The organism is Acetobacter malorum, from assembly GCF_001580615.1.
Lineage (GTDB): Bacteria > Pseudomonadota > Alphaproteobacteria > Acetobacterales > Acetobacteraceae > Acetobacter > Acetobacter malorum.
Genome location: NZ_LHZC01000041.1, coordinates 50,778 through 77,023, shown reverse-complemented (window position 1 = coordinate 77,023; position 26,246 = coordinate 50,778). Strand labels below are relative to the sequence as shown.

Below are 26,246 nucleotides of genomic sequence, written 5' to 3'. Positions count from 1 at the left end.
TTCAGCGGGCAGCCTGCGGTCTGTCGGTTGCATCAAAACGCAGGGGTTCGCCAAGCGCTTTATCGGCCAGCGTGCCTTCCCACATCACCTGATTGCCACGGATAATTGTGCCCACCGGGCGGCCCGTGACGGTCTGGCCCGCAAAGGGAGACCAGCCACAGCGGGAGGCCATCCAGCTCTGTTCCATGGTCCAGCGGGACTTGAGGTCCACAATGGAGAAATCGGCATCATACCCCACGGCAATGCGGCCCTTGCGCACCAGCCCGAACAGGCGCTGCGGCCCGGCGGAGGTCATGTCCACAAGGCGGCGCAGGGTCAGGCGGTTATTGGCCACGTGGTCCAGCATCAGCGGCAGCAGGGTCTGCACGCCCGGCATGCCGGAGGGAGAGGCCGGATAGGGCTTTTCCTTGGCGGAGAGCGCATGCGGCGCGTGGTCGGAGCCAATAATGTCCGGCATGCCCTGCCCAACCCAGTGCCACAGGCCATCCCGATGCGCGCCGGAGCGGATGGGCGGGTTCATCTGCGCCAGTGTGCCCAGACGGGGGTAGGCTTCTTCCCCGGCCAGGGTCAGATGCTGAGGCGTCAGCTCGCAGGAGGCGATATCCCGGTGTGCGGAAATCAGTTCCAGTTCAGCCGGCGTGGTGATGTGCAGGATATGCACACGCCGACCGGTCTTGCGGGCCAGATGCAGGGCGCGGGTTGTGGCGCGCAGGGCGGTCTCATCATCACGCCAGACAGGGTGGGAGGACGGGTCCCCTTCCACGCGGTAGTCCGTGCGTTCCTTCAGCCGGGTTTCGTCTTCCGCATGAATGGCCACGCGGCGCATGCCGGAGCGGAGGACGCGTTCCAGCATGTCATCTTCTGAAATCAGCAGATTGCCGGTGGAGGAGCCCATGAACACTTTAATGCCCGCCGTGCCCGGTAGCTTTTCCAGCTCACCGCACTCATCGGCATTGTCCACTGTGGCACCCACGTAAAAGGCGTGGTCACACCACATGCGGTGCTTTGCGCGGGAGAGCTTGTGGGCCACTGCTTCCGGCGTGGACGTCGGCGGTCGGGTGTTTGGCATTTCAAACACGCCCGTCACGCCACCCAGCACAGCAGCGCGGCTCCCGGTTTCGAGGTCTTCATTGGCCTCGGCACCCGGCTCACGGAAATGGACCTGCGTATCAATCACGCCCGGCAGAATGGTCAGCCCCGTGCAATCCACGGTGCGCCCGGCGTCAGCCTGCCCGCCAATGGCGGCAATCAGCCCGTCCCGCACATAGACATCCGTCTGCACGGTAGCGTCCGGCAGCACAACGGTGCCGCCTTTCAGAACCAGATCGTAAGACCCGCGGGCGTGAGCGGCAACGCTGCCCGGCGTGGGGCCAGACGGTGTGGGGGAGGAGGACATGGCGTTTTTCCTGTTCTGGCGGCTGGAAAAAGAAAAGCGGGGGAAGGCTACGCCGGAGCGCAGCCGGGTCAGGACGCGGCAGGCGTTTCCCGCGTGCGGGTGCGCATCGTCACCAGTTCCTCGGCGGAGGTGGGGTGGATGCCGATGGTGCGGTCAAAATCCTGTTTGGTCAGACCGGCCGTGACGGCGACTGCCACGCCTTGCAGCATTTCCGGGGCGTCATCCCCCAGAATATGCGCGCCTACCACCTTCTGGCTGCTTTGCTGCACAACCAGCTTCATGACCGTTTTGCGCTCCTTGCGGCCACTCAGCGTGTGGCGCATGGGCGTGAAGCGCGTGAAGTAGATATCCACCACGCCATGATGCGCGGCTTCCGTTTCCGAGAGGCCAACAGACGCCAGCGGCGGGGAGAAAAAGACAGCTTTGGGCGTGGTGTCGAACGACCATTCCCGCGGCGGTGCTTTGCCAAACAGGCGGTCGGCCAGATTATGGCCTTCGGCAATAGCCACGGGGGTCAGGTTAATGCGGTCCGTCACGTCACCAATGGCATAGACACCGGGTTCCGTGGTCTGGCTGTTGGCATCCACCTTGATCTGCCCGACTTCCCCCACGGCAATGCTGGTTTTATCGAGTCCCAGCTTTTCGATTTTGGGTTTTCTGCCGGTGGCGAAAAATACGCAGTCAGCCTCCAGCGTATGCCCGTTATTCAGCGTGACGGTGTAGGTCTCACCGTTTTTGGTCACACGGGTGGAGGAACAGCGCGGGTGCTGGGTGATGCCGCGCACGGTAATGGCCTCGGCCATGGCGGCGCGCATATCTTCATCAAACCCGCGCAGCGGCAGCGCCTGCCGGTAAACCAGATCGACCTGAGAGCCTAAGCCTGCAAAAATCCCGGCAAATTCCAGCCCGATATACCCACCGCCAACAATCACTACGCGCTGCGGGCGGGTGGGCAGATGGAAAGCTTCATCAGACGTAATGGCCAGCTCCGCCCCCGGAATATCCGGGCGCAGAGGCGTGGAGCCGGTGGCGATGACGATGTTTTTTGCCGTAACAGTACGCGGCGCTTCGTCCGGGGCGAGCGGAGAGGCTTCAACGCGCACGGTATGGGCATCTACAAAGCGGGCATGGCCCGTCAGCAGGGTGATGCCTGCCTTCTCCAGCATGGAGACGTAAATGCCGTTCAGGCGGGTGATTTCTTTATCTTTGGCGGCAATCAGCGTGGCCCAGTCATGGGTGCCACGGGTGGAGGACCAGCCAAAAGCGTGGCTGTCATCCACCAGATCGCCATACTCACTGGCCTGAACCATGAGCTTTTTGGGCACGCAGCCCAGATTGACGCAGGTGCCGCCCCAGTGGCGACTTTCCACCACGGCAACGCGCGCGCCATGCCCCGCGGCAATACGGGCACAGCGCACCCCGCCGGAGCCCGCTCCGATGACAAGAAGATCAAATTCATGCGTCATGGCGCAGGCTCCGTTTTTTTAGTTCACGACCCTCAGCGTTCAGCGAAGGCCTTTTCCACCACGTAAGAACCGGGGTTGGACATGTTGCCTTCATCAAACCCGCGGGCCTGCAGCAGGGCTTCCGTATCCGCCAGCATTTCCGGTGACCCGCAGATCATCACACGATCATGCTCGGGGTCCAGTTCCGGGATGTTCAGATCCGTGAAGATCTTGCCGGATTCGATCAGCTTGGTAATGCGGTCCGTCACAGCAAAGGCTTCACGCGTCACGGCCGGGTAGTAGAGCAGTTTACCGGAGACGTCCTCGCCCAGAAACTCGTGTTCCGGCAGTTCATGGCGGATGTGGTTGGCATAAGCCAGCTCACCGGAAATACGCACTGTGTGGCTGAGGATGACGTGCTCGAACCGCTCATAGCAGTCCGGGTCTTTAATCAGGCTCATGAACGGTGCCAGACCCGTGCCGGTGGACAGGAAATACAGGTTCCGGCCCGGACGCAGGTTGTCCAGCAGCAGCGTGCCGGTCGGCTTGCGGCCAATCAGAACCGTATCACCCACTTTAACGTGGCGCAGGCGGGAGGTCAGCGGGCCTTCCGGCACGGCAATGGAGAGGAACTCCATCTCATCCGCATAGTTGGGGGAGGCAATGGAATAGGCACGCAGCAGGGGCTTGCCGTTCAGTTCAATGCCGATCATGGCGAACTGGCCGTTTTCAAACCGCAGGCCGGGGTCACGCGTGGTGGTGAAGCTGAACAAACGGTCCGTCCAGTGATGCACCGTCAGCACCTTGGCCGGATACAGGTTGCCGTATTCCTTGGTCGGGGGGGCAAGGTGCCAGACACCGTCCTCACCTTCTACCGGCAGGAGGCCTGTCGGGACTTCAGAGGCCGTCATTTTCGGCAGAATGTCGGAAAATGTTCCGGTTGACGTTTCAGACATAGTTTCAGACATGGGCCGCTTATACTCCGCTTGCAGCAGATCGAGAGGATATGCCCCGTAGCCGGCCTGTGGTCCCGGTGCGGACTCTTGAACGGCACGGAGGCGTGCTTCTGGTCGTGGCGCGTTTCTAAGGGGCCAGACGGCAGGACGCCAGTGCAAATTCATCACGCGACGCTTTCTGGCAGCGCACAGGTGCGGTTTTATTGCCGTTTCAGCCATTGTTCCGCCCGCGCGGATGCCGCATGAATACGCTATGACATCAGAGACTTTCGCATCCCCCGCCCGTGAGGCCTTTGTGCGTGTTTCAGCCCGCACAGGCCTGAGTATCGAACCACGGGAAGAGCAGGACGTTCTGCGCCGCATTGCCCGCGCTCTGGAGCCGGGCGCGCGGGATATTGAGGATGAAACCTACCGCACTATTCTGTGCACCGCACGGCGCAAGAAGCGTGTCTCCCGCCTTGTGGACCTCACACGGCGCAGCGGCCGTATCTGGGTTTCCCGCGACGAAATTGAAGAAGCCGTTGGAAACATAGAAGAACCGGAAGCGGATGACCGCGTGCTGGAACGCGCTCTGGCCCCCGTCTCCTGCGCCCGGCTGCGGTCTTACGGGACCAATCCGCGGGCGGTGTTTGAGACGGTTCAGGCAGATCTGGTCGATACGGGGCGTGTGCTTTCCCCGGCCCAGACCGACCTGCTGCTGATGGCCATAGCGCTGGCGTTTGACCTGCCGGAGGGCGACCCGTTTCTGGACACCGCCCGCCGGGAGGAAGCCCAGCGGCAGAAAACCGCCAGCACCATTGAGCGCACGGCGCGGGAAAAACGCGAGCAGGAAGAATCGCGCCTGCGCACGTGGGAAGAAAGTCTGGTGCCATTTCAGGAGGTGCCGCGCCTGCTGCGGTGCTCCCATAAGGAAGCGCTGCGCTGGATTGCAGAAAATCGTCTGCCCGTGGCCCGAAAGGTGCGCGAATCGGGTGATAGGGAACGCTGGGAGTTTGACCCGGCGGAACTTATCGCCCTGCGCGGCAAACTGGGTGAATGGCGCAATGGTGGCGCTCCGGCTGTTGCCGGGGCAGGGGGCAAGGCCCCGGATATGGGCCGCAAGGTGGCCAATTCCGTCATTGCCCGCGTGGCAGCTCTTGACCGTTACGCAGCCCATTTCCGCACCGCAAGGGCGCTGAACCGGCGCATCACCCTCGTTACCGGCCCGACCAACAGCGGCAAGTCCTACACGGCGCTCAATGCGCTGGCGCAGGCCGATAGCGGGTTGGCGCTCGCCCCCCTCCGCCTGCTGGCGCATGAATTCCGGGAGGCGCTGGCGTCTCGCGGGGTCGAAGCGTCTCTTGCGACCGGGGAAGAGCGCATTCTGGTGCCCAGCAGCCGCCATCTGGCCGCCACGGTAGAGATGTGCCCGTTCTATAATCCGGTCGATGTCGCGGTAATTGATGAAGCGCAGATGCTCTTCGATACCGACCGTGGTGCAGCCTGGACAGCGGCGATCATGGGCGCTCCGGCCCGCCACCTGTATGTGCTGGGTGCGCCGGACTGTATTCCCATGGTGCGGCGGATTGCCGAACTGTGCGGGGACCCGCTGGATGAAATCTCTCTGGAGCGCAAAAGCCCGCTGAAACCAGCCTCCCAGCCCGTGCGGTTGCAGGATCTTCAGGCCGGTGACGCGCTGATTGCGTTCTCCCGGCGCGAGGTGCTGGACCTGCGCGCTGCGCTCATGCAGCACGGGCGGCGGGTTGCGGTGGTCTATGGGGCGCTGAGCCCGGAGGTCCGCCGGGCGGAAGCGCAGCGCTTTAACTCGGGTGCTGCGGATATCCTGATTGCGACCGACGCCATTGGTATGGGTCTGAACCTGTCCATCAAGCGCGTCGTGTTTGCGGCGCTCAAGAAGTTTGACGGCAAGCAGACGCGAGATCTTACAGTGCAGGAGGTCAAACAGATTGGTGGCCGTGCCGGGCGCTACGGCAAGCATGAAGTGGGCACCGTGTCCGTGCTGGCGGGGGCGGGCAGCCCGTCCTTCATCCGCCGACAGCTTGAGGCGGACCCGGAAATGCCGGAAGACCTGCGCCCCTTCGTGCAGCCAGACGCGGATATCGTGAAGGCGGTTGCAGCGGAAATCGGGTCGGAAAGCCTGTATGGCGTTCTCTCCCGTATTCATCGCGCGGTGTTGCGCAAGGATGACCCCAATTACCGTCTGGCGGATATGGAGCAGGCCTTCGCCATTGCGTCCGCGCTGGAAGGCGTGGACGGGCTGGACCTCACCACCCGCTGGTCCTACGCCATGTGCCCGGTGGATGACCGGGATAACGGCATCCGCCGTCTGGTGGGCTGGGCAGCGGATCATGCCGCAGGCCGCCGCGTACTGCCGCCGGGCACCGGGCGTCTGCCGCCGAGTGAACGTGCCAGCCGCGAAGAACTGGAACGCGCGGAAAAACGCCATAAGCGGCTGGTCGCATGGCGCTGGCTCGCACTGCGCTTCCCGGAATTCTACCCGGACCGGGAAGATGCAGAAGAAACCACACGCCGCCTGAATGAGTGGATTGAAAACGTGCTGCGGCAGCAGAGCCGCACACGCAGTTCCTCACCGGGCAGCAGTTCCCGCAGGCGCGGCTAACTAAAAAAGCCTCCCCGCTTCTGGCGTGGGAGGCTTTTTTGTAACCGTATGGATGCTGAACGTTCGGGACGTTACCAGGCAACGCCCGTCAGGCGTTCGGACACATCCCACAGGCGCGCTGCCGTGCTGATTTTCTGTGCAGCGGGCGGTACTTTGGCCGGGCCGGGTGGGCCGCGTCGTTCAGCTGTGCCCTGCGGGCCATAATAGTCTCCATCACGCGCAGCCGGAGAGAGAGCCGCATACAGCAGTGGCTCTGCCCCACGGGCTGCAGTTTGCCCCATCACGCGCAGGATCGCGGTGCCAATCACCTGTTCCGCTTTCCCCACAGCGCCGGGCAGGCTGGATGCCGGACCATTGGCAATAATGGATGTGGAAGACCAGCCGGGGTGTGCTGCGCGGGAATGGATGTTCCAGCCATTCTCCCCCGCACGCCGGGCCAGTTCCCGCGCAAACAGCAGGTTGGACAGCTTGCTCTGCTGATACGCGCCAAAGGGGCTGTAACGGCGGCGGGACTGCAAATCATCAAAATGGATTGCGCCCTTACAGGCTGCCAGACTGGCGACGGTCACCACCGTGCCACCACCGGAAGCCGCTTCCAGCAGGGGACGCAGGCGGGTGGTCAGCGCAAAATGGCCCAGATGGTTGGTGCCAAACTGCATCTCAAATCCGTCAGCCGTTTCCTGCCTGCGGGCAAGGGCCATCACGCCCGCATTGTTCACCAGAAAATCCAGTGAGCGGGTGCGGGTAGCGACCTCAGCCGCACAGGCCGCAATGGAGTCCAGTGAGGCAAGGTTGAGGGTCAGCAATTCAGCCTCGGCACCGGGGCAGCGGGCCTGCAGGGCGGCCAGAGCGGCTTCACCCCGTGCCGCACTGCGCACCGGCAACAGCAGGCGGGCGCCGCGTGTGGCCAGACCACAGGCGACTTCAAACCCAAGGCCGCTATTGCCACCCGTTACCAGAGCCACGCGGCCCTTCAGGCTGGGCTGGCGGTTGGTCACAGACCATTCATGCTTGCCGATCATGAGGGCATAATCCGCAGGCGTTCATCTTTTTCTGCTGCAGCCAAGGCTTCCTCCGTCAGACGTTTCTCATTGCGTTTCAGGAAAAGGAACGAAGCAATGATGATTGTCGCGGCGCAAACCCCGAAGACAATTCCCAACGGCCCGGAAAGCCGTAACACTTCATTCCCCAGCAAATAGGTGCAGATGGCGTAGCCCCCTGCCCAGCAAATGCCGCCCAGCGCATTGTGCCACAGGAACGTATGCCAGGGCATATGGTTCGCTCCTGCCAGCAGGGCGACAAACATGCGCAGCACGGCAATAAAGCGGCCAAAGAACACAACGGAGCCGCCGTGTTTAAGGAACACATAGCGTCCCAGCAGCAGGCGGTTGGGGGTCAGGCCAAATTTGGGGCCGTATTTCTGCAACAGCTTCAGCCCCAGCGCCCGGCCAATCAGATAGCCAAAATTATCCCCCATGATTGCGCCAATGACGGCGGCAATCACCACGCCACTAATGTGGAGTTTATGCGTGGTGGCGCAGAACAGCGCCCCGGTGATGATCAGGCTCTCGGCAGGCAGCGGAAGCCCCATACTTTCAAGCATGACCACAATCCCAATCACGGCATAACCGTAATGGGAGAACAGGCTGTTCAGGTAATGCAGTGAAAAAATGGATTCGAGAGAGTGTAACAGGACAAAAAATCCACTTCTGGCTGGGCAGGCGTCAAAGGGGGCAGCAGGAACAGTTTCCGTTGCAGGCTGTCAAGCCTCAGCGTGTTTCGGGTTTTGTCCCCTTTTCCAGCCAGACGCCTGTATCTGTTGCAGGAATTACGGTTTGATAGACCTTAAATGTGTTTCCCGGAGAGCCTTATATGTCTGATCTGCCTTTTTCCTCCTCCACTACGCCGGATGTGCCCATGCCCTGCGGTGCGTGGCCATCCCGTGTGACGGCGGCTCTGGTGGCGGGGAAAACGCTCTCGCTCTCTGAGGTTAACGCAGATGGCAACGCAGTGTTCTGGCTGGAACGCCGCCCGGCAGAAAAAGGTCGTTCTGTTCTCATGCGCTGGGCCGAAGGGCAGGGGGTGGCGGAGGCGCTCCCCACAGATTTTGATGTCGCGACCCGCGTGCATGAATATGGTGGCGGCGCTTATGCCGTGCGGTCCGGGCGTATTGCGTTTTCGGATAAGCGGACAGGGGCCGTCTGGCTGGTGGCGCAACCGGGCGCGGAGCCTGTGCAGATCGCCGGAGAAGACGGGCTGCGCTATGCGGACCTGCGGTTTGACCCGGCGGCCAGCACTGTTCTGGCCGTAAGGGAAGATCACCGCGCAAAGGGTGAAGCCAAAGCCGCTCTGGTCGCGCTGAAACTCCCGACAGCAGGCGCGCAGGCGGAAGAGGTTGTGCTGTATAACGGCCCGGATTTTCTGTCCTCCCCCGCAGTCTCACCCGATGGTACGCGGATGGCGTGGGTGGAATGGCAGCACCCGGACATGCCGTGGGATGCCACGCGCCTGTGTCTGGCCGACGTGGTGCGGGATGCGGAAGGGCGGATCACTGCTCTGAACAACAAGCAGATTCTGGCAGGCGCAGAGCAACGCGAATCGGTGCTGGAACCCCGCTGGACTGAGGGCGGTCAGTTGCTGGCCATTTCCGACCGGTCCGGCTGCTGGACCGTGTGGGCTGTTCAGTTTGGGCAGGGGGCACCCGCGCTCACGCTCTGCACCATGCCTGAGGGCGAGATTGGTCAGCCCGCATGGGTGTTTGGCCAGCGGAGCTATCAGCCTTTGCAGCAGGGCGGCTGTCTGGTGCTGGCGGTGCGCGATGGCCGCACAACCTGCCTGCATCAGACGGCGCAGGGACAGGCTCTGGCATTTGCTGCCCACCCGGACCAGTGCCCCGTGCCGCTGGCTGATGGTCGGTTTGCCTGGCTGGAGGTGCCTGACGATGCGCTGCCAGCCGTAGTGGTCGGCAGCATGACCAAAGGGGTGGAACAGGTATTGCAGCGTGCCGCAACGCTCGACCTTGCTCCGGCCGATATTTCCCGTGCTGAAACCATCCGCTTCCCCGTGCCGGGGCAGGAGGGTGTTCTGGGCCACGCGCTGTTCTATCCGCCCGCCAACAGTCGGGCCTGTGTGCCGAAGGGCACGTTGCCCCCCATGATTGTGCAGGTACATGGCGGCCCCACGGCGCGGGCGCAGGAAGGGTTTTCTTTCAAGGTGCAGTGGTGGACCTCGCGCGGATTCGCGGTGCTGGACGTCAATTACGGCGGTTCTACCGGATTCGGGCGTGCATGGCGTGAGCGGCTGAATGGCGCATGGGGTGTCGTGGATGTGGCGGACTGCATTGCGGCTTGCCGTCACATGGTAGCCACGGGCCGCGTAGACCCGAAGCGCCTTGCCATTCGCGGGTCCAGCGCCGGGGGCATGACGGTGCTGGTGGCGCTGGCCGAATCGAATTTGTTCGCTGCCGGGGTCAGCCTGTATGGGGTGACAGACCTGCGGGCGCTGGCGCAGGAGACGCATAAATTCGAGGCGCGTTATCTGGATGGGCTGATCGGCCCCTGGCCGGAGGCAGAAGCGGTTTATCTGGCGCGCTCACCGCTGTCCGTTGCGCATAAAATCAAGGCGGCGGTGCTGTTGCTGCAAGGGTCTGACGATAAGGTGGTGCCGCCCGGTCAGGCGCATGCCATGGCCAGAGCATTGGAAGAGGCAGGTTCCCCCTGCACCCTGCATGAATTCCCCGGTGAGGGGCATGGGTTCCGTCAGGAGGTGACAATTCGGAAGGCGCTGGAAGAAGAACTGGCGTTCTACGGCCGCGTGTTCGGGTTCGAAGCCTGAAAGCCGCCTGAATACGCGTTTGTGATCATACAAAGCGTGAAACGGGTGAGACGTTTTCTGATCTGCTGACGTTAACCCTGAAAAAAGAAAAAGGCCGAATCATCCCTGTGGACGATTCGGCCTTTTTGTATGCGCCGGGCTTAGTGTTCGTAGCGCGGGGTGTAGATCAGACTTTCAATCCACGCCCGGATATCCTGCGGGCGTTCCACCGTGGCGGCACCCTGATCGAAAATAAATTCCGCAATGCGCGTTGCGGAGGTGATGGACACTTCCAGAATCTCGCTCTGCGGCGGGAACAGGCGGCCCCGTTCCTGTGCTGCCGGGTCCACCTGATCCGCCAGCGCCTTAGCGGCCTTGATCACCATGTCATCGGTAATCAGATCCGGGCAGGTGGCGTACACAGCCAGACCCAGAGCCGGGAAGATGTAGAAGTTATTGGCCTGACCCGGATAGAAGGTTTTGTCGTTCAGGGTGAATTCCGGATATTGCAGGCCAGCGGCAAACAGCGCCCGCCCTTCGGACCACGTATAAGCCTGCTCTGCCGTGCATTCCCCGTTTTTGGCGGGCAGAGAGAGGGCGAAGATGATGGGCCGCTCGTTCAGCGCAGCCATTTCTTCCACAACCTCCTGCGTAAAGGCCCCACCACAGGTGGAGACCCCGATCAGAATGGTCGGCTTCACAGCTTTGACCATGGCCAGCAGGTCGCGTGAGGGCGGCATGTCCTTGGCGTAACGGGCCTGCTGCGGGGAAAGATCGGTGCGGGATTTTTCCAGCAGACCATCCACATCCATCAGGGTCATGCGGGAAACGGCTTCTGCCTCGGGCATCCCTTCCTTCTGCATGGCGGTCACCAGCATGTTGGCAATGCCCAGCCCGGAAGAGCCCGCGCCGAGGAAAAGCACGCGCTGTTCGGTCAGCGGTTCATTCTTGATGCGCAGGGCGGTGATGAGCCCGGCCAGCGTGACAGCGGCTGTGCCCTGAATGTCATCATTATAGCAGCGGACGCGCGGATAATATTTTTCCAGATACCGGATGGCATCCGTGCCTTTCCAGTCCTCAAAATGCAGGCAGCAGCGCGGGAAGACGGTCTGTACGGCCTGCACAAATTCTTCCACAAATTCGTCCAGCACCTCCTGTGAGGGTGGTTCACGCCGCAGGCCCAGATAAAGCGGATCGGCCCGCAGGGCGCTGTTGGTCGTGCCAATATCAAGCTGGATGGGCAGCAGCGGTTCCGGCGGCACAGCGCCGCAAGCCGTGTAGAGGTGCAGCTTGCCGATGGGGATGCCCATCCCGTTCACGCCGATATCGCCGAGGCCCAGAATGCGGCCGCCCGTCGTCACGCAAATTACGCGCACATCGTCCACCGGCCAGTTGCGCAGCACCTCTTCAATCCGGCCCTTCATCTCCAGGCTGATATACATGCCACGGGGGCGGCGGTAGATATGGCTGAACTGCTGGCAAACGGCCGCCAGTGTCGGCGCATAAATAATGGGCACGTATTTGGCCGGATTGGACATCAGAACCCGGTAAAACAGGGTCTCGTTCTGGTCCCGCAAGCCGCTCAGATAGATATACCGCTCAAGGTCACTGGGCTTGGCTTCCAGATGCCGATGGATGCGCTCAACCTGCCGGTCCAGACTTTCGACATGCGTAGGCAGAAGCCCTTCCAGCCCGTACTGCCGCCGCTCCTCAGCCGTAAAGGCTGTGCCCTTGTTCTGACTGGCGTCATTCAGCAGGGACATTCCCCGGAGATGAGGGATAGGAGCTTTTGGCATTATAAACCTTTCATACATGTGAGACGTCAGAACGCATCGCTTGCAGAAAATCGCAGAAAGATGCGGGCAGTGCTCTTCTTATTGTGAAAGTAACAAAAATTTTTGCCCGGAAGTCTGAGAATTTCAAGACGGAGCCATGTTCGGTGCAGAAAATTAATAAAATCTGCCAGCACCGCTCCGTCCTCCACGGCAGCCGGGGCTACCTGAGGAGTGTGCCTGAAACGCGGCATCATGCAGGGCGTTCAAAGGCGCGGACCATAAAAAAAAGAGGCGGCACAAGGCCACCTCTTTTTCAAAACTTTTCATATCCAGAGATCGGATAAGATCAGAGCTTTTCAACCTGACCATATTCCAGATCGACCGGGGTCGAACGACCGAAGATGGAAACGCTGACTTTCAGGCGTCCCTTTTCTTCATCAATCTCTTCAATCACACCATTGAAGGAGGTGAACGGCCCATCCGCCACGCGGATCTGCTCACCAATTTCAAAGGTTACGGCAGAACGCGGATGCTGGATGCCTTCCTGCGCCTGCTTGATGATACGCTCAGCTTCCGCTGCGGAAATGGGGGTCGGGCGGTTCTTGGTGCCAAGGAAACCCGTTACCTTTGGGGTATCCTTGACCAGATGCCAGGACTCATCCGTCATTTCCATCTTCGCCAGCACGTAGCCGGGGAAGAATTTACGCTCGGCATTCACTTTCTGGCCGCGACGCATTTCGATGACTTCTTCTGAGGGAACCAGAATTTCATCAATATGGTCAGCAAGGCCCTTTTGTGCTGCCTGCTCGCGAATATGCTGGGCGATTTTTTTCTCGAAGCCCGAATAGACGTGGACCACGTACCAACGTTTGGCCATGTCGTTTCCTCAGCCTCCCAGCCCGAACAATTGACGCACGCCGAGACCAATCAGCTGGTCAACGACAAAGAAGAACACAGATGCAAGCCCAGCCATGGCAAGCACCGCACCTGTTGTAATGAAAGTAGCACGTCGGGACGGCCATGTGACCCGTTCGGCCTCGGCACGTACATCACGCAGAAACTTACCGGGACTGACCGACACGAACTATCCTCTCTCCGCTGCCCGGTCCGATCTGGTTTGGACAGACGGCGCAGCCAATATTTTTCTGTCGGAAAACGCCGCAGGCTTTGCGGGGCCTTCCAGCCAGTGTTGTCTGGCAGGGGTGGAGGGTCTCGAACCCACAACCTCCGGTTTTGGAGACCGGCGCTCTAGCCAATTGAGCTACACCCCTGCAGTGCGACAAGCCGACGCGGAAAGCAGGTATAACGGAAATCCGTCAGCCTGACCACCCATACGCGGCCCTTGCAGGAGGCGGAACAAAATATGTTGTGGCCCTAAAGTCAAGAGGCAGAAAACAATATCGTGCCAGATTGTGAAAAGAAGGCGCAAAAACTCCCCTCATCAGGGGGTTGCGAAGTGCTGCGTTTTGGGGGTAAGAAGCCTCTCAGAGCGCGGGCGTAGCATAGTGGTAATGCTGTAGCCTTCCAAGCTACCGAGGAGGGTTCGATTCCCTCCGTCCGCTCCAAAATAAATTTTCCTGAAAATTTAAATTTTTCCGCGAGACCTGCTGAAGTCAGAGTGCTTCGCCGTTGTCGCGCATGGTCGCATCTTTCTGTTTTCACCGTGCCGGGTGGCCCAACGCGTCGTTCTTTCGTGACGTTAAGGATTCGGAAATGGCTCCAACCGAACACCACCACAGCGGGTGGCGGGGCAGGTGGAGGCTGTCCTCTCGAAATCTTCTGGACAAAACGGTAGGCTAGGGATGGGCGGTAATCTGTTTGGTAGCCCCGTGGGATGTCATCTGATGAGAAGCGCGTGCGCTAGGCGAATGTGCGGCGCGGCTCTTAGGTGATGGATTCGCTGTAATCCGGTCGCGCGCTTTTCGGCGCGGTCGGGCTGGTCTTCCATGAGCCAGCAGGAGAATATTTTCAGCAAAGATTTTCCGCAGGTGTCTCAGGGCTTCAAACACGCTGAAATGCGGGCAAAGCGGTCTCTCCTAAGATGTTTTTTTACCGAAAAGGTCATTTTCGTGCGGTCTGACAGAGGGAAACCGGGGGCATGGGCTCATTTTGGAAGAGGCTGCCGGTTGCGTGGCAGGTTTCAGCATGCTAGAGGCCGCGCCGACGCATGCTTGTGGCTAGATACAGCCAGAGGCGGAGTCATGTATGTGGAATGCCGGCGCGCACAGAAGGAAAGAGCCTAAAGAGTGGTGGCCTCGGGCGTAACGACAGCACAACCGGTTGCTTTTGCTTCCAACGGTCTCGAAGGCCGTTATGCAACTGCGCTTTATGAACTCGCAGCGGAACAGCAGCAGCTGGATGCAGTGCTTGATGAATGTGCGGCACTTGCCCGCCTGATCGATGAGAGTGCCCCTCTGCGCACTGTTCTGGATGATCGGCGGCTTGATATCCGTGTCTCCCGCAAGGCTGTTCTGGCCGTGCTGGACTCACAGGGTTTTTGCCAGACTCTTAAGAATTTCGTGGGTGTCGTTGCTGACAACCGCCGTCTGCCCAATTTGCGGCAGATCATGGCGGCAGTCGATGCCCTCGCTTCAGCCCGCCGTGGTGAAGTGGTTGCGGATGTAACATCCGCTCAGCCGCTCACAACCACGCAGCGCGCCCAGCTTCAGGTTCGTCTGGCCGAAGCCGGTTATTCCCGCATTACTATCCGTGAGCGTGTCGACTCATCCCTTCTCGGCGGCCTTGTCGTCCGTGTTGGGGCCAAGCTTTATGACGCCAGTCTTCAGACCCGCCTGTTTCGTTTGCATTACGCCATGAAGGGAGCCGCGTGATGGAAATCCGTCCCGCAGAGATTTCGGATATCCTCAAGCAGCAGATTGCTTCGTTCGACAAAGAATCCGATGTTGTCGAAACCGGCACTGTCCTGTCTGTCGGCGACGGCATTGCCCGTGTGTTCGGCCTGCAGCATGTGATGGCCGGGGAGCTCGTTGAGTTCCCGGGCTCCGGCCAGAAAGGCATGGCGCTGAACCTTGAGAGCGATAACGTTGGTATCGTGATCTTTGGTGATGACACCAACATCCGTGAAGGCGACACTGTCAGCCGTTCCGGTGTGGTGGTTGAAGTCCCCACAGGTAAAGGTCTGCTGGGCCGCGTTGTTGACGGTCTGGGTAACCCGATCGACGGCAAGGGCCCCCTGGCTGACGTTGAAATGCGTCGCGCTGAAGTAAAGGCTCCCGGCATCATGCCGCGTCAGTCCGTCAGCGAGCCGATGCAGACCGGCATTAAAGCCATTGACGCCCTCGTGCCCGTCGGGCGCGGTCAGCGTGAGCTGGTGATTGGTGACCGTCAGACCGGTAAGACGACCATTCTGACCGATACGATCCTCGCTCAGAAGACCGTCAATGACGAAGGCGACGACAAGAAGTCCCTTTACTGCATCTACGTTGCAGTTGGTCAGAAGCGTTCCACGGTTGCACAGCTTGTGCGTCTGCTGGAAGAAAAAGGCGCGATGAAATATTCCATCGTCGTCGCAGCAACCGCGTCCGATCCGGCTCCCCTGCAGTACCTGGCACCGTATGCTGCCTGTGCAATGGGTGAGTACTTCCGTGACAACGGCATGCACGCTCTGATCTGCTACGATGATCTGTCCAAGCAGGCTGTGGCTTACCGCCAGATGTCCCTGCTGCTGCGCCGTCCGCCGGGCCGTGAAGCGTATCCGGGTGACGTGTTCTACCTGCATTCCCGCCTGCTGGAACGCGCTGCAAAAATGTCCGACGCCAACGGCGCTGGTTCTCTGACGGCTCTGCCGGTCATTGAAACGCAGGCTGGTGACGTGTCCGCCTACATCCCGACCAACGTGATTTCCATCACCGACGGGCAGATCTTCCTTGAGACCGATCTGTTCTACCGTGGTATCCGTCCGGCCGTGAACGTTGGTGGCTCCGTGTCCCGCGTTGGCTCCGCCGCACAGATCAAAGCGATGAAGCAGGTTGCCGGCAAAATTAAGCTGGAACTGGCTCAGTATCGTGAAATGGCTGCCTTCTCTCAGTTCGCGTCCGATCTGGACCCGGCAACGCAGAAGCAGCTTGCTCGTGGTGCCCGTCTGGTTGAACTGCTGAAGCAGCCCCAGTCTTCTCCGCTGACGGTTGAAGAACAGGTGATTGTGCTGTTTGCAGGCACCCGTGGCTTTATCGACGGTATCCCCGTTGAGAAAGTTGTGGCCTGGGAACACGCTCTGCTGGCTGATCTGCCGAACGGTGGGAAAGATATTCTGGCAACCATTGGTAAGGAGCGTCAGCTGTCCAAAGACACTGAAGCCCGCCTGACGGAATATCTGACCACCTTCAACCGCAACTTCGGCGGCTGAGGAGCAGGACTTATCCATGGCTTCCCTCAAGGAACTCCGCGCTCGTATCGGAAGTATCAAGTCGACACGGAAGATCACCAGCGCGATGAAAATGGTCGCGGCCGCAAAATTGCGCCGCGCCCAGGCCAGTGCTGAGGCTGCTCGTCCGTATGCTGCCGCTATGCGGCGGATGCTGGGTGAACTTGCTGCTGCCACGAAGGGGGAAGAGGGTGCGCCGCGTCTTCTGGCCGGAACGGGGCAGGATAAGGTTCATCTGCTGATCCCGATCACCAGTGATCGCGGCCTGTGCGGTGGCTTCAACTCCAACGTGCACCGCCTGACGCTGCAGACCATTAATAAGCTTCAGGCTGAAGGCAAAACCGTCAAACTGCTGCCGGTTGGCCGTCGCGCTCTGAACTTCTTTAACCGTGAACATGCCGACCTGATCGTTGATAAGGTCATCGGGTTCAGCGGTAAGGACGTTCCGTTTTCTGTAGCAAGCGGCCTTGGTGACAAGGTGAATGCGCTGCTGGAAGCTGGCGAAATCGATGTTTGCACGCTTGTGTTCAACAAGTTCCAGAACGCGATGACGCAGACCCCGGCATGCCTGCAGCTTGTGCCCATGGTGATGGATGATGCTGCGGCGAAAGCCGATGCTGCCTCCACCACGGCAGACGATGCAGCGCAGTACGAATTTGAACCGGATGAAGCAACGCTGCTGGCAATGCTCCTTCCGCGGAATCTGCAGGTTCAGATCTACGCTTCGCTGCTGGAAACAGCTGCAGGTGAGAACGGCGCCCGCATGACGGCCATGGATAACGCCACGCGCAATGCAGGCCGGACCATCGACAGTCTGAGCAAGGTCTATAACCGGACCCGTCAGACCAATATTACTAACGAACTGATCGAAATCATCTCGGGCGCACAGGCTGTCTGAGCCCGCTCGTTTGCCCCGCAGGAGCTGACCCATGTCGGATACCACAACCCAGACCCAGGCCCCTGCGGCCACAAAGACCAATTCTGTTGGCCGCATCACCGAGATCAGAGGGCCGGTTGTTGACGTGCAGTTCGAAGGTGAACTGCCGAAAATTCTCAACGCCCTTCACGTCAAGCTGGGTGAACAGACTCTGGTGCTTGAAGTGGCCCAGGAAATTGGCGAGCACGAAGTGCGTTGCATTGCCATGGACACCACCGACGGTCTGGTCCGCGGCGCAGAAGTGTCCGATACCGGGACGCAGATTTCTGTTCCGGTAGGCCCCGAGACCCTTGGCCGTATCCTGAACGTCATCGGTGAGCCGATTGACGAAAAAGGTCCGATCAAGACCGCACGTCGCGCCCCCATCCACCGTGATGCCCCGTCTTTTGAAGAGCAGGCTGCTGCTTCTGAAATCCTGATGACGGGTATTAAGGTTGTTGACCTGCTCTGCCCGTACCTCAAGGGCGGTAAAGTCGGCCTGTTCGGCGGCGCCGGCGTGGGCAAGACCGTTATTATTCAGGAACTCATCAACAACATCGCAAAGGCGCACGGTGGTGTGTCCGTGTTTGCTGGTGTTGGTGAACGTACCCGTGAAGGCAACGACCTGTATTACGAAATGCAGGACGCTGGCGTTATCAAGCTGGACGAAAACAACAATACCGAGGGCTCCAAAGTGGCTCTGGTGTTCGGCCAGATGAATGAACCGCCGGGTGCCCGTGCACGTGTTGCTCTGTCCGGCCTGACGCTGGCTGAATACTTCCGTGACGAAGAAAGCCAGGACGTGCTGTTCTTCGTGGATAACATCTTCCGCTTCACGCAGGCTGGCTCTGAAGTGTCCGCTCTGCTGGGCCGTATTCCGTCCGCAGTGGGCTATCAGCCGACTCTGGCTACGGAAATGGGTGCGTTGCAGGAACGTATTACGTCCACCAAGAAGGGCTCTATTACGTCCGTTCAGGCCGTGTATGTTCCCGCGGATGACCTGACCGATCCGGCTCCGGCCGCGACCTTCGCGCATCTTGACGCCACGACCGTGCTGAACCGCTCCATTGCTGAAATGGGCATCTACCCGGCCGTTGACCCGCTGGACTCCACGTCCCGCTCTCTGGACCCGGCTATTGTGGGTGAAGAGCACTACAACGTGGCGCGTGACGTGCAGCGTATTCTGCAGACCTACAAGTCTCTGCAGGACATCATCGCCATTCTGGGTATGGATGAACTGTCTGAAGACGATAAGCTGATTGTGGCCCGTGCGCGCCGCATCCAGCGCTTCCTGTCTCAGCCGTTCCACGTGGCAGAAGTCTTCACGGGTGCACCGGGCAAGCTGGTTTCCGTGGCAGATACGGTTCGCTCCTTCAAGGCGATCTGTGCCGGTGAGTATGATGACCTGCCGGAAGCTGCGTTCTACATGGTTGGCACGATTGAAGAAGCCGTTGCCAAGGCAGAAAAAATGAGGGAATCGGTCTAACAGCCGGTTCCGGGAAGGAACAGCATTCATGCCGATCCAGATCGAGATCATCAGCCCTGAAAAGGTTCTGGTGTCGCGTGAAGTAGATATGGTTGTCATGCCGGGTGCGGAAGGCGATATCGCCGCCATGCCCGAGCGTGCCCCCATGATGCTTCTGCTGCGTGGTGGTGTTGTCTCACTGTACGAAAATGATGCCGTGACGGACCGTTTCTTCGTCGGTGGTGGCTTTGCGGACATGACGGCAACGCGTTGCACCATTCTGGCTGATAAAGCCGAGCCGGTGAGCGAAATCTCCATTGATAACGCCACCGCAGCGCTCGAAGCTCTGACAGAAGCCTGGGACAAAGCCGACAAGACCGATATCTCGCGTCTGGATGTGCTTCAGGACAAAATCCTGTCTGTGCGTGCTGAAATCGAAGCCGGGTCTTCCGCTTCCTGACTCAGAGCCGGGTTCTGCCCGGTCTTTGAGACAGACGACGCTAAGACGCCGACCAGTTTCAAAAAAAGCCACCCTTGCGGTGGCTTTTTTTATGGGCGCGTTTTGAGCTTCAGCCGCGGCCTCGATAGGTCGGCACGTCCTGCGACGGAATCCAGACATCAGCTGGCGGTGCGCCAGTCTGCCAGAACACATCAATCGGAATACCTCCGCGCGGATACCAGTAAGCGCCAATGCGCAGCCAGACCGGGTTCAGGCGTTCAACCAGTGTGGTGGCAATCTGCACGGAGCAGGCTTCGTGAAATGCACCGTGGTTGCGGAAACTGGTCAGGAACAGCTTGAGGGATTTGCTTTCCACAATCCACTGGTCCGGCACGTAATCAATCATGATATGCGCAAAATCCGGCTGGCCGGTAACCGGGCAGAGCGACGTGAATTCCGGAGCCGTAAAGCGCACCAGATAATTCTTGCCGGGATAGGGTGCGGGCACGCGTTCCAGAACGGCTTCTTCCGGGCAGGTCGGAGCAGGGGTTGCGCGGCCAAGCTGGGTGAGGGCGTCACTGCCGTCATCAGGGCGGGTCATGGCGTTTCTTTCCGTTAGGGTCTGTGTGTGTCTCATGTCGAAGCTGTGTGGAGTTTCGTCAAGCTTTTCAGAAAGTCAGGGGCTGCTGTCCGCTTCTTTTTCCCGTCAGGTGGTGTATGAAGGCAGACATGGCCAGAGCTTCCTCCCCCGCATTTCCCGAACCCCGCCTCATTTCCACAACGGACGATCTGGCGACCACTCTTACCCGCCTGCGTGCAGAGCCGTATCTGACGATTGATACGGAATTCATGCGTGAGCGCACCTACTGGCCGGAACTGTGTCTGGTGCAGATTGGCGGCGTGCAGGAGGTGGTGCTGATTGACACCATGGCGGACGGGCTGGATCTCGCACCTCTGGCTGACCTGATGGCGGACGAGTCCGTTCTGAAAGTTTTTCATGCTGCCCGCCAGGATCTGGAAATTTTCCTGCACCTGTTTGATGCCCTGCCCACACCGCTGTTCGATACGCAGGTTGCGGCTATGGTGGCGGGGTATGGGGATCAGGTTGGGTATGACAGTCTTGTCGGCTCGATCACCGGTCACGCGATTGATAAAAGCCATCGCTTTACGGACTGGTCCGTGCGTCCGCTTTCCGCTGCACAGCTGACCTATGCCGCAGGCGACGTGACATGGCTGCGCCTTGTGTATGAGCGGCTTCTCAAAAAGCTGGAGCAGGAAAAGCGGCTGGACTGGGTTTCTGCCGAAATGGCGGTCCTGACAGACCCGGCCACCTTCCGGGCCGACCCGGAAAAACAGTGGGAACGCCTGCGCGCCCGCACGACGAACCGCCGTATGCTGGGCATTCTACGCGCCGTGGCAGCCCTGCGGGAGCGGGAAGCGCAGCGCGTGAATGTGCCGCGTCAGCGTTTGCTGAAAGACGAAAGTCTGCTGGAAATTGCGGCGACAGCGCCGACCACGACTGACGCTCTGGCCCGCGTGCGGGGTGTGTCTCGTGGTCTGGCCGAAGGGCGTACAGGGCTGGGCTTGCTGGATGCCGTGAAACAGGCTCAGGCTCTGCCGGATGCGGAACTGCCGCGCCTGCCGAAAAACCGCAGCAAGGATGCCCCCCGGGCGTCCGCAGCCCTTATGGCTTTGCTGAAAGTGTTGCTCACCAGCTGCTGTGAAGAGCATGACGTCGCGCCAAAGCTGGTTGCGTCTATGGATGATCTGGAAGCGCTGGCGCTTGATCCGTCCGCACCCAACCCGGCGCTGGCCGGCTGGCGGAAAGCGGTGTTTGGGGATGCCGCTCTGGCCCTATGCAATGGTGAGATTGCGCTGGCCGTAAAAGGTGGAAAAGTCGATATTCTGACCCGCTGAGGCCTCTGCCTTCCGCAATAACAGGGAAGGCAGAAACGACAGCGAATAACGGAGAGGGCTTCTTAGAAGCCCATTTCCTGCCAGAGATTAGCCAGCGGGCGTGCGCCCACATGCGAGATAATTTCAGACGCCGCGACAGAGGCCAGACGCCCACATTCCGGCAGAGTGCGGCCAGAGGTCAGACCTGCGAGGAAGCCTGCGGCATAGGCATCGCCCGCGCCCGTTGTATCCACCACCTGCGTGGGGACCGGGGCGACAGTTGTCATCTGCCCATCATGAATGACGACACTGCCCAGACCTGAGCGGGTGAGTGCTGCAAAGGTGGTGTCTTGCAGCGTATGGCGCGCTGCTGTCTCAAAGTTTTCTGTTTCATACAGCGCGCAGATTTCATCTTCATTAGCGAAGAGAATATCGACGTGGCCTTTTACCAGATCCAGAAAAGCCTCACGGTGGCGGCCAACGCAGAACGGGTCAGACAGGGAGAGCGCAACCTGACGGCCGTTCTGATGCGCGAGTGTTGCTGCACGGCGGAATGCTTCCTGCGCATGCGGCGGGTCAAACAGATAGCCTTCCAGATACACGATTCTTGAAGCAGCAATCACGTCCGTCAGCACATCGTCCGGCGTGAAGTGTGTGCAGGCACCCAGATAGGTTGCCATGGTGCGCTGGCCGTCCGGCGTGACCATAACGACGCAGCGTGCCGTCGGCAGGTTTTCAGAAACATGGCCGTCCAGCGGCGTGGAAGGGAAGGTGATGCCGTTATCGCGCAGATCCTGCGCAAATTTCTGGCCAGCCGTATCGTGCGCAACTTTGCCCAGATACGCCACGCGTGCGCCAAACTGCGCGGCCACAACACAGGTATTTGCAGCAGAGCCACCACCCATCACCTGTTCCACTTTCAGGTTTTCGGTCAGGCTGTCGGCACGGGCCGCATCGATCAGCGTCATGCTGCCGGGGGTCAGATTCTGCTCAAGCAGAAACGTGGGTTCGACAGTGGCAAGAATGTCCGTAATGGCGTTGCCAATGCCGAGAATATCGTATTTTGCCTCAGAGCCAGTCATGACGATGTCTATTTTCCTGAAAAAATGAGCAGATCGGCTCTTTCGGTATCGCGCTGCCATAAAAAGGGCAACAGCAAGCGCTAACGGATGCTTGCCGCACGGTCTGTCAGCTGTATAACAAATTGGCTGCCAGCTTGATGGATCGACGCGGGCAAGTACAGACGTATAACCGCTGTCGCAGATACGGCAGCCAGCATGGCGGGGGGATTCTTGTTTAAAAGACGCAAGCCTGAAGATAACCGACCGGCCGGGCAAAATGCCGGTCAGAGTACCAGTCAGCCGGGCGCTGCGCGTCCTGCCGGAGCATTTGGTACACTTTTCCCTTCTTCTTCTCCCGCGGGTTCGCCTCCGTCATCCGGCACCGGCACGGCACCTGCTTCCCGTCCAGACGTAACAAAGGAGACCTCCATGGGTCGTGCGCCTCTCCCCCCCGGTTCCCCTCTCTCTCCTAACGCTGGCGTGCCCCCCATGCCGGGTGCAGCTGCACGCGGCATGAACCCGCAGCAGCCGAAAAAAGACGTTCCGGAACAGCGGACGCTTGTTGTCGGGCGCGGTATCAGCGTTCAGGGCACCGTGCAGGATGCCGAGCGTCTGGTTGTGGAAGGCACTGTGGAATCCAGCATGATTTCCGCCAAGGAACTTGCTGTCATGCCGGGTGGCCTGTTCCGCGGTGGCGTGGAAGTTGAGAACGCAGAAATCGCCGGGACGGTTGATGGCACGCTGACGGTGCGCGGTAGCCTGACGGTGCGTGCAACGGGCCGCCTGCTGGGCAAAGCTGCCTGCCGCCGCCTGAAGGTGGAAGATGGTGGTCAGATCACCGGTCAGCTGGAAATGCTGAGCGATGACAACAAAGCGCCGAAGCCTGCTGCCCCCGCAACGCCTGCTGCGGATGCACCGGTTAAAGCTGAAGGCTGATCTGGTTTGATCAGACGGGGGTGAAAGCCCCCGCTTTCAGAGAGGCACAAAAAAAGCGCGCCCTTTGCTGATGCAAAGCGGCGCGCTTTTTTATGGAACGTCGTGTGGGACGTCAGGCGACGTTATCGCGCCGGTCACGCAGTTTGACGTAAGCAATCTGTGCATGTTCTGCACAATAGGGCTTACCCGGCAGCGGCGTGGCTCCACAAAAATGGAAGCCCGGTGTGCCGGGGTCACCAATCGGCCAGCAGCAGGACGGGCCACGGCGCTTTTTGGGTTCCGGGTCAGAAATGCTGCGCAGGGACGTTTTGGGCTTTGCCGAGGCGCGTGGCGCTGCCGGAGCTTTGGCCGGTTTGGCTTCAGCCTTGGGCTGCGGAGCAGGTTTGGGAGCCGGAGCGTCCACAGCGGGTGCTGCAGCGACAGCAGGCTTGCTGTCTGCTACGGGGGCTGTAGCCTGAGGTGCTTTTTCCTTGGCGGGCGCTGCGACAGCCGGAGCCGCTTTTGCAGCAGTTTCCGTGCCAGCGACTTTGGTTTTGTCACTCCGCCGGATGGGGGACGGACGCGGGGGCAGGCTCAGACGATGCGCTTTGCCCACCACGGCGTTTTTGGTGATGGAGAGCCGACGGCCAATTTCTGCAGTTGAGAGGCCTTCCGCCCAGAGCTCTTTGAGCCGGGCGATCGTTTCATCGGTCCACTCCATGCACAGGCACCTTTTCGTATTGTCACGGGTCAGTGAAGCCAGATGCTTCAGTGCCGGGCATATTAAGGGCAGAGCAGGGGTATCTCAAGGAGAAAGGCCAGAAATTCTTGAAATCAGGCGGGTTTCTGGCTGTTTTACCTGCCTTAATGCGTGCCGGCTTCCATCATCAGGGGGTAGAGGGAGGCCACCAGCAGGGCGGCCATGGTCAGGTTGAACCCACGCAGGATGGCAGGCTGGCTCAGCCAGCGGCGCATCAGCGCGCCAAAGCTGGTCCACAGGCCAATGCAGGGGAGCGTCATCAGCCCACAAATCAGGCAGGCGAGCGTCAGGCCATAGAGAAAATTCTCATGCGGCAGATAGGCGGAGACAATGCCAATGGCAATAATCCACGCCTTGGGGTTAACCCACTGGAAGCCCGCAGCCTGCAGGAAGCTGATGGGCCTGCTTGCCCCGGCTTCAGCCGAAGCGGGTGTTGCTGTGGCAATTTTCCATGCCAGCCACAGCAGATATGCCGCACTCAGATATTTCAGCCAGACATACAGCAGAGGAAAGCGCTCAAACACCACACCCAGCCCCAGTCCAACCAGCGCGACCATCAGCACAAACCCAAGGGTAACACCGAGCATATGCGGAATGGACCGCCGGAAGCCGTGGTTCAGGCCCGAGGCAGCCAGCATGGTGTTGTTCGGACCGGGCGTGATGGAGGCCACCAGAGCGAAAGCGGTCAGGGGGCCGAAGGTGCTCCAGAAGGACATGATGCGCAAAACTCCGTTTGCAGAAGGCGGAAGACCCATCATATTCAGGAAAATGCCGGAACAGACCCGGTACAGTTTGCGCAACACTTTCCAAACTGTTCTGGAGGAAAGACCATGTCAGTTTCAAAACGAGGGGCGAACGCTCTCACACCACACTGGCACCCCGTGCGTGGGAGTGACACCACGCTGGTTGTGCAGCTTGAGCAGGAACTGACAAGCCGGATTGCAGACCACCTCCTGCGCGCAGGCAGCCGCCTGCCCTCTGTGCGGAGGATGGCGGAAAGTGCCGGGATCAGCCGCTTTACGGTGCTGGAAGCGTATGACCGGCTGGTGAGCAAAGGTCTGGTCGAACCCCGGCCGGGAGCGGGCTATTTTGTCCGGGCGGCTGTGCCGGCTCCACCTTTGGCGGATGCTGCCCCGGCACCGGCGGCACTCCCGTCCCATCTGGATGTGGCATGGTTGCTGCGGGGGATGTTTCCGGAAAGCACGCCGGTGGATATTCCCGCTGCCGCCGGGTTGTTGCCTGCCGACTGGATGAACCCGGACATGGTTAACGGAGCTCTGCGGGCGGTGGGACGCGGGGCCGGAGCTGTTTGCCTCAGTTACGGGCATCCACGTGGGTATGCGCCTCTGCGGGAACAGCTTGCCGCTCAATTGCAAAGTCAGGGGATTGCCGCACACAAAGACCGAACCGTGATGATGACGGCGGGCGTGACGCACGCGCTGGACCTACTGTTCCGCCTGCTGCTCCAGCCGGGTGATACCGTGATGGTGGAAGACCCCGGCTGGTTCCTGATTTTTGGGCGGCTTGCGGCCTGTGGTGTGCGGATTGTCGGCGTGCCACGGGGGCCGGATGGGCCGGATCTGGGTGTGATGGCGCAACTGGCCGCAGTTCATAAGCCCAAATTATTTCTGATTAACAGCGCCGTGCACAACCCAACCGGGCACACGCTCTCCGCCGCTGCGGCGCATGATGTGCTGAGACTGGCCGAAAAACATGATTTTCTGATTATTGAAGACGATACCTATGCAGATTTCCATCCTGGCGTGCCCGTTCGGCTGGCGTCACTGGACCGGTTGAAACGGGTGATTCTGGTGGGCGGTTATGCCAAAACGCTGGCGGCTGGTTTGCGTGTGGGCTTTCTGGCGGCTTCTCCGGAATTGATCGTTCGGTTGACAGATCTGAAACTTCTGGCTGGGCTGACAACGTCCAATCTGGGGGAGTGTGTGGTGCATCGCCTGTTGCAGGACGGGCAGTACCGGCGGCAGGTGGTGCGGCTGCGCCAGCGGGTTGATCAGGCCCGGCAACGCTGCATTGAGCGCGTGACGGAGTGTGGCCTGACAGTGCCGCATCTGCCCTATGCGGGTATTTTTGTCTGGGCTGATTGCGGGCGAAATTCCGAGGTGCTGGCGCGTCAGGCTGCGGAAAAGGGAGTGCTGCTGGCTCCGGGGGTTCTGTTCTCCCCCGTTCAGGCGCCATCCTCCTATCTGCGGCTAACCGTTAGTATGGCAGACCATCCAAAATTCTGGTCTATTTTGCGGGAATTAGTATAATATAAGAGAAATATTGTTTTCTTGTATTATGAAAAATTCCATATTTCTGCATATTTTGCGCAGAATGTGTAAAGCGTGCCTGGAAAGCGCTGGCGAGGAAAATATCGGATAGCGAAAGATGTTTTTCAAAGAGTA

23 protein-coding genes and 2 tRNA genes are annotated in these 26,246 nt (G+C 59.9%); 11 read left to right on the top strand and 14 right to left on the bottom strand.

Going from position 1 to position 26,246, the window contains the following annotated elements; translation table 11 throughout:
* Position 1: 1 nt before the first annotated feature.
* From AD930_RS04425 to AD930_RS04415, 3 genes are all read right to left on the bottom strand, one after another.
* Positions 2-1,396: a dihydroorotase gene (locus AD930_RS04425; RefSeq protein ID WP_061505274.1), complete on the bottom strand. Its 1,395-nt coding sequence runs from the start codon at positions 1,394-1,396 to the stop codon at positions 2-4.
* A 68-nt stretch (positions 1,397-1,464) separates the two neighbouring features.
* A complete protein-coding gene (gene gorA / locus AD930_RS04420; RefSeq protein ID WP_061505273.1) occupies positions 1,465-2,862 on the bottom strand; it encodes a glutathione-disulfide reductase in 1,398 nt (465 codons plus the stop codon).
* Between the two features lie 32 nt (positions 2,863-2,894).
* Positions 2,895-3,752: a ferredoxin--NADP reductase gene (locus AD930_RS04415; RefSeq protein ID WP_156102401.1), complete on the bottom strand. Its 858-nt coding sequence runs from the start codon at positions 3,750-3,752 to the stop codon at positions 2,895-2,897.
* A 298-nt stretch (positions 3,753-4,050) separates the two neighbouring features.
* Here AD930_RS04415 and AD930_RS04410 point away from each other — a divergent pair, with 298 nt between their 5' ends.
* Positions 4,051-6,417 (top strand): helicase-related protein, encoded by a 2,367-nt coding sequence (locus tag AD930_RS04410; protein WP_061505272.1) that lies wholly within the window; start codon positions 4,051-4,053, stop codon positions 6,415-6,417.
* Between the two features lie 71 nt (positions 6,418-6,488).
* Here AD930_RS04410 and AD930_RS04405 read toward each other — a convergent pair whose 3' ends face one another.
* Positions 6,489-7,439: an SDR family oxidoreductase gene (locus tag AD930_RS04405; RefSeq protein WP_061505271.1), complete on the bottom strand. Its 951-nt coding sequence runs from the start codon at positions 7,437-7,439 to the stop codon at positions 6,489-6,491.
* A complete protein-coding gene (locus AD930_RS04400; RefSeq protein ID WP_197056165.1) occupies positions 7,436-8,020 on the bottom strand; it encodes a DedA family protein in 585 nt (194 codons plus the stop codon). Before AD930_RS04400 ends, AD930_RS04405 begins: the two co-directional genes overlap by 4 nt.
* 269 nt (positions 8,021-8,289) lie before the next feature.
* Between AD930_RS04400 and AD930_RS04395 the strand changes: the two genes are divergently transcribed.
* Positions 8,290-10,251 carry a S9 family peptidase gene (locus AD930_RS04395; protein WP_061505288.1) on the top strand — a complete coding sequence of 654 codons (1,962 nt, stop codon included), beginning with the start codon at positions 8,290-8,292 and terminating at the stop codon, positions 10,249-10,251.
* Positions 10,252-10,391: 140 nt separating this feature from the next.
* On the opposite strand, the gene AD930_RS04390 is transcribed toward AD930_RS04395, so the two are convergent.
* From AD930_RS04390 to AD930_RS04375, 4 genes are all read right to left on the bottom strand, one after another.
* Positions 10,392-12,026 carry an NAD-dependent malic enzyme gene (locus AD930_RS04390; protein WP_061505270.1) on the bottom strand — a complete coding sequence of 545 codons (1,635 nt, stop codon included), beginning with the start codon at positions 12,024-12,026 and terminating at the stop codon, positions 10,392-10,394.
* A 325-nt stretch (positions 12,027-12,351) separates the two neighbouring features.
* Positions 12,352-12,882 (bottom strand): transcription termination/antitermination protein NusG, encoded by a 531-nt coding sequence (gene nusG / locus AD930_RS04385; protein WP_043549209.1) that lies wholly within the window; start codon positions 12,880-12,882, stop codon positions 12,352-12,354.
* 9 nt (positions 12,883-12,891) lie between these two features.
* Positions 12,892-13,086: a preprotein translocase subunit SecE gene (gene secE / locus AD930_RS04380; protein ID WP_025825930.1), complete on the bottom strand. Its 195-nt coding sequence runs from the start codon at positions 13,084-13,086 to the stop codon at positions 12,892-12,894.
* 113 nt (positions 13,087-13,199) lie between these two features.
* Positions 13,200-13,276, bottom strand: a tRNA-Trp gene (locus AD930_RS04375).
* Between the two features lie 220 nt (positions 13,277-13,496).
* Here AD930_RS04375 and AD930_RS04370 point away from each other — a divergent pair.
* From AD930_RS04370 to atpC, 6 genes are all read left to right on the top strand, one after another.
* Positions 13,497-13,570: transfer RNA gene (locus AD930_RS04370), tRNA-Gly, on the top strand.
* A 681-nt stretch (positions 13,571-14,251) separates the two neighbouring features.
* A complete protein-coding gene (atpH, locus tag AD930_RS04365) occupies positions 14,252-14,836 on the top strand; it encodes an ATP synthase F1 subunit delta (protein WP_043549208.1) in 585 nt (194 codons plus the stop codon).
* Complete coding sequence (gene atpA / locus AD930_RS04360) at positions 14,836-16,371, top strand: F0F1 ATP synthase subunit alpha (protein WP_043549207.1); 1,536 nt, start codon at positions 14,836-14,838, stop codon at positions 16,369-16,371. Before atpH ends, atpA begins: the two co-directional genes overlap by 1 nt.
* 16 nt (positions 16,372-16,387) lie before the next feature.
* A complete protein-coding gene (locus AD930_RS04355) occupies positions 16,388-17,287 on the top strand; it encodes a F0F1 ATP synthase subunit gamma (protein ID WP_043549206.1) in 900 nt (299 codons plus the stop codon).
* A gap of 31 nt (positions 17,288-17,318) precedes the next feature.
* Positions 17,319-18,791 (top strand): F0F1 ATP synthase subunit beta, encoded by a 1,473-nt coding sequence (gene atpD / locus AD930_RS04350; RefSeq protein ID WP_043549205.1) that lies wholly within the window; start codon positions 17,319-17,321, stop codon positions 18,789-18,791.
* Positions 18,792-18,819: 28 nt separating this feature from the next.
* Complete coding sequence (gene atpC, locus AD930_RS04345; protein WP_043549204.1) at positions 18,820-19,230, top strand: ATP synthase F1 subunit epsilon; 411 nt, start codon at positions 18,820-18,822, stop codon at positions 19,228-19,230.
* 109 nt (positions 19,231-19,339) lie between these two features.
* Here atpC and queF read toward each other — a convergent pair whose 3' ends face one another.
* A complete protein-coding gene (gene queF, locus AD930_RS04340; RefSeq protein WP_061505269.1) occupies positions 19,340-19,810 on the bottom strand; it encodes a preQ(1) synthase in 471 nt (156 codons plus the stop codon).
* A 128-nt stretch (positions 19,811-19,938) separates the two neighbouring features.
* Here queF and rnd point away from each other — a divergent pair, with 128 nt between their 5' ends.
* Positions 19,939-21,126, top strand: coding sequence for a ribonuclease D (rnd, locus tag AD930_RS04335; protein WP_043549266.1), 1,188 nt, complete (start codon positions 19,939-19,941; stop codon positions 21,124-21,126).
* A gap of 62 nt (positions 21,127-21,188) precedes the next feature.
* Here the strand turns inward: rnd and AD930_RS04330 are convergent, their stop codons facing one another.
* Positions 21,189-22,187 carry an adenosine kinase gene (locus AD930_RS04330; protein ID WP_061505268.1) on the bottom strand — a complete coding sequence of 333 codons (999 nt, stop codon included), beginning with the start codon at positions 22,185-22,187 and terminating at the stop codon, positions 21,189-21,191.
* A gap of 275 nt (positions 22,188-22,462) precedes the next feature.
* Positions 22,463-22,597 carry a hypothetical protein gene (locus tag AD930_RS18480; RefSeq protein WP_373320441.1) on the bottom strand — a complete coding sequence of 45 codons (135 nt, stop codon included), beginning with the start codon at positions 22,595-22,597 and terminating at the stop codon, positions 22,463-22,465.
* Here AD930_RS18480 and AD930_RS04325 point away from each other — a divergent pair.
* Complete coding sequence (locus AD930_RS04325) at positions 22,596-23,102, top strand: bactofilin family protein (RefSeq protein ID WP_043549198.1); 507 nt, start codon at positions 22,596-22,598, stop codon at positions 23,100-23,102. The two genes, AD930_RS18480 and AD930_RS04325, sit on opposite strands and share 2 nt — an antisense overlap.
* 112 nt (positions 23,103-23,214) lie before the next feature.
* Here AD930_RS04325 and AD930_RS04320 read toward each other — a convergent pair whose 3' ends face one another.
* Both AD930_RS04320 and AD930_RS04315 read right to left on the bottom strand, forming a co-directional pair.
* Entirely contained in the window at positions 23,215-23,802 is a 588-nt protein-coding gene (locus AD930_RS04320) for a GcrA family cell cycle regulator (protein WP_061505267.1), read from the bottom strand.
* A gap of 143 nt (positions 23,803-23,945) precedes the next feature.
* On the bottom strand, positions 23,946-24,557 hold the full coding sequence (locus AD930_RS04315; protein ID WP_208598564.1) for a LysE family translocator: 612 nt from the start codon (positions 24,555-24,557) through the stop codon (positions 23,946-23,948).
* A 114-nt stretch (positions 24,558-24,671) separates the two neighbouring features.
* Between AD930_RS04315 and AD930_RS04310 the strand changes: the two genes are divergently transcribed.
* Positions 24,672-26,111 (top strand): aminotransferase-like domain-containing protein, encoded by a 1,440-nt coding sequence (locus AD930_RS04310; RefSeq protein WP_061505266.1) that lies wholly within the window; start codon positions 24,672-24,674, stop codon positions 26,109-26,111.
* Positions 26,112-26,246 lie beyond the last annotated feature (135 nt).

What these genes read in the sequence shown, in the direction of transcription:
- AD930_RS04425 (WP_061505274.1), bottom strand. Translation starts at nt 1,396, where the DNA reads ATGTCCTCCTCCCCCACACCGTCTGGCCCCACGCCGGGCAGCGTTGCC.
- gorA (WP_061505273.1), bottom strand. Translation starts at nt 2,862, where the DNA reads ATGACGCATGAATTTGATCTTCTTGTCATCGGAGCGGGCTCCGGCGGG.
- AD930_RS04415 (WP_156102401.1), bottom strand. Translation starts at nt 3,752, where the DNA reads ATGACGGCCTCTGAAGTCCCGACAGGCCTCCTGCCGGTAGAAGGTGAG.
- AD930_RS04410 (WP_061505272.1), top strand. Translation starts at nt 4,051, where the DNA reads ATGACATCAGAGACTTTCGCATCCCCCGCCCGTGAGGCCTTTGTGCGT.
- AD930_RS04405 (WP_061505271.1), bottom strand. Translation starts at nt 7,439, where the DNA reads ATGATCGGCAAGCATGAATGGTCTGTGACCAACCGCCAGCCCAGCCTG.
- AD930_RS04400 (WP_197056165.1), bottom strand. Translation starts at nt 8,020, where the DNA reads ATGCTTGAAAGTATGGGGCTTCCGCTGCCTGCCGAGAGCCTGATCATC.
- AD930_RS04395 (WP_061505288.1), top strand. Translation starts at nt 8,290, where the DNA reads ATGTCTGATCTGCCTTTTTCCTCCTCCACTACGCCGGATGTGCCCATG.
- AD930_RS04390 (WP_061505270.1), bottom strand. Translation starts at nt 12,026, where the DNA reads ATGCCAAAAGCTCCTATCCCTCATCTCCGGGGAATGTCCCTGCTGAAT.
- nusG (WP_043549209.1), bottom strand. Translation starts at nt 12,882, where the DNA reads ATGGCCAAACGTTGGTACGTGGTCCACGTCTATTCGGGCTTCGAGAAA.
- atpA (WP_043549207.1), top strand. Translation starts at nt 14,836, where the DNA reads ATGGAAATCCGTCCCGCAGAGATTTCGGATATCCTCAAGCAGCAGATT.
- AD930_RS04355 (WP_043549206.1), top strand. Translation starts at nt 16,388, where the DNA reads ATGGCTTCCCTCAAGGAACTCCGCGCTCGTATCGGAAGTATCAAGTCG.
- atpD (WP_043549205.1), top strand. Translation starts at nt 17,319, where the DNA reads ATGTCGGATACCACAACCCAGACCCAGGCCCCTGCGGCCACAAAGACC.
- atpC (WP_043549204.1), top strand. Translation starts at nt 18,820, where the DNA reads ATGCCGATCCAGATCGAGATCATCAGCCCTGAAAAGGTTCTGGTGTCG.
- queF (WP_061505269.1), bottom strand. Translation starts at nt 19,810, where the DNA reads ATGACCCGCCCTGATGACGGCAGTGACGCCCTCACCCAGCTTGGCCGC.
- rnd (WP_043549266.1), top strand. Translation starts at nt 19,939, where the DNA reads ATGGCCAGAGCTTCCTCCCCCGCATTTCCCGAACCCCGCCTCATTTCC.
- AD930_RS04330 (WP_061505268.1), bottom strand. Translation starts at nt 22,187, where the DNA reads ATGACTGGCTCTGAGGCAAAATACGATATTCTCGGCATTGGCAACGCC.
- AD930_RS04325 (WP_043549198.1), top strand. Translation starts at nt 22,596, where the DNA reads ATGGGTCGTGCGCCTCTCCCCCCCGGTTCCCCTCTCTCTCCTAACGCT.
- AD930_RS18480 (WP_373320441.1), bottom strand. Translation starts at nt 22,597, where the DNA reads ATGGAGGTCTCCTTTGTTACGTCTGGACGGGAAGCAGGTGCCGTGCCG.
- AD930_RS04320 (WP_061505267.1), bottom strand. Translation starts at nt 23,802, where the DNA reads ATGGAGTGGACCGATGAAACGATCGCCCGGCTCAAAGAGCTCTGGGCG.
- AD930_RS04315 (WP_208598564.1), bottom strand. Translation starts at nt 24,557, where the DNA reads ATGTCCTTCTGGAGCACCTTCGGCCCCCTGACCGCTTTCGCTCTGGTG.
- AD930_RS04310 (WP_061505266.1), top strand. Translation starts at nt 24,672, where the DNA reads ATGTCAGTTTCAAAACGAGGGGCGAACGCTCTCACACCACACTGGCAC.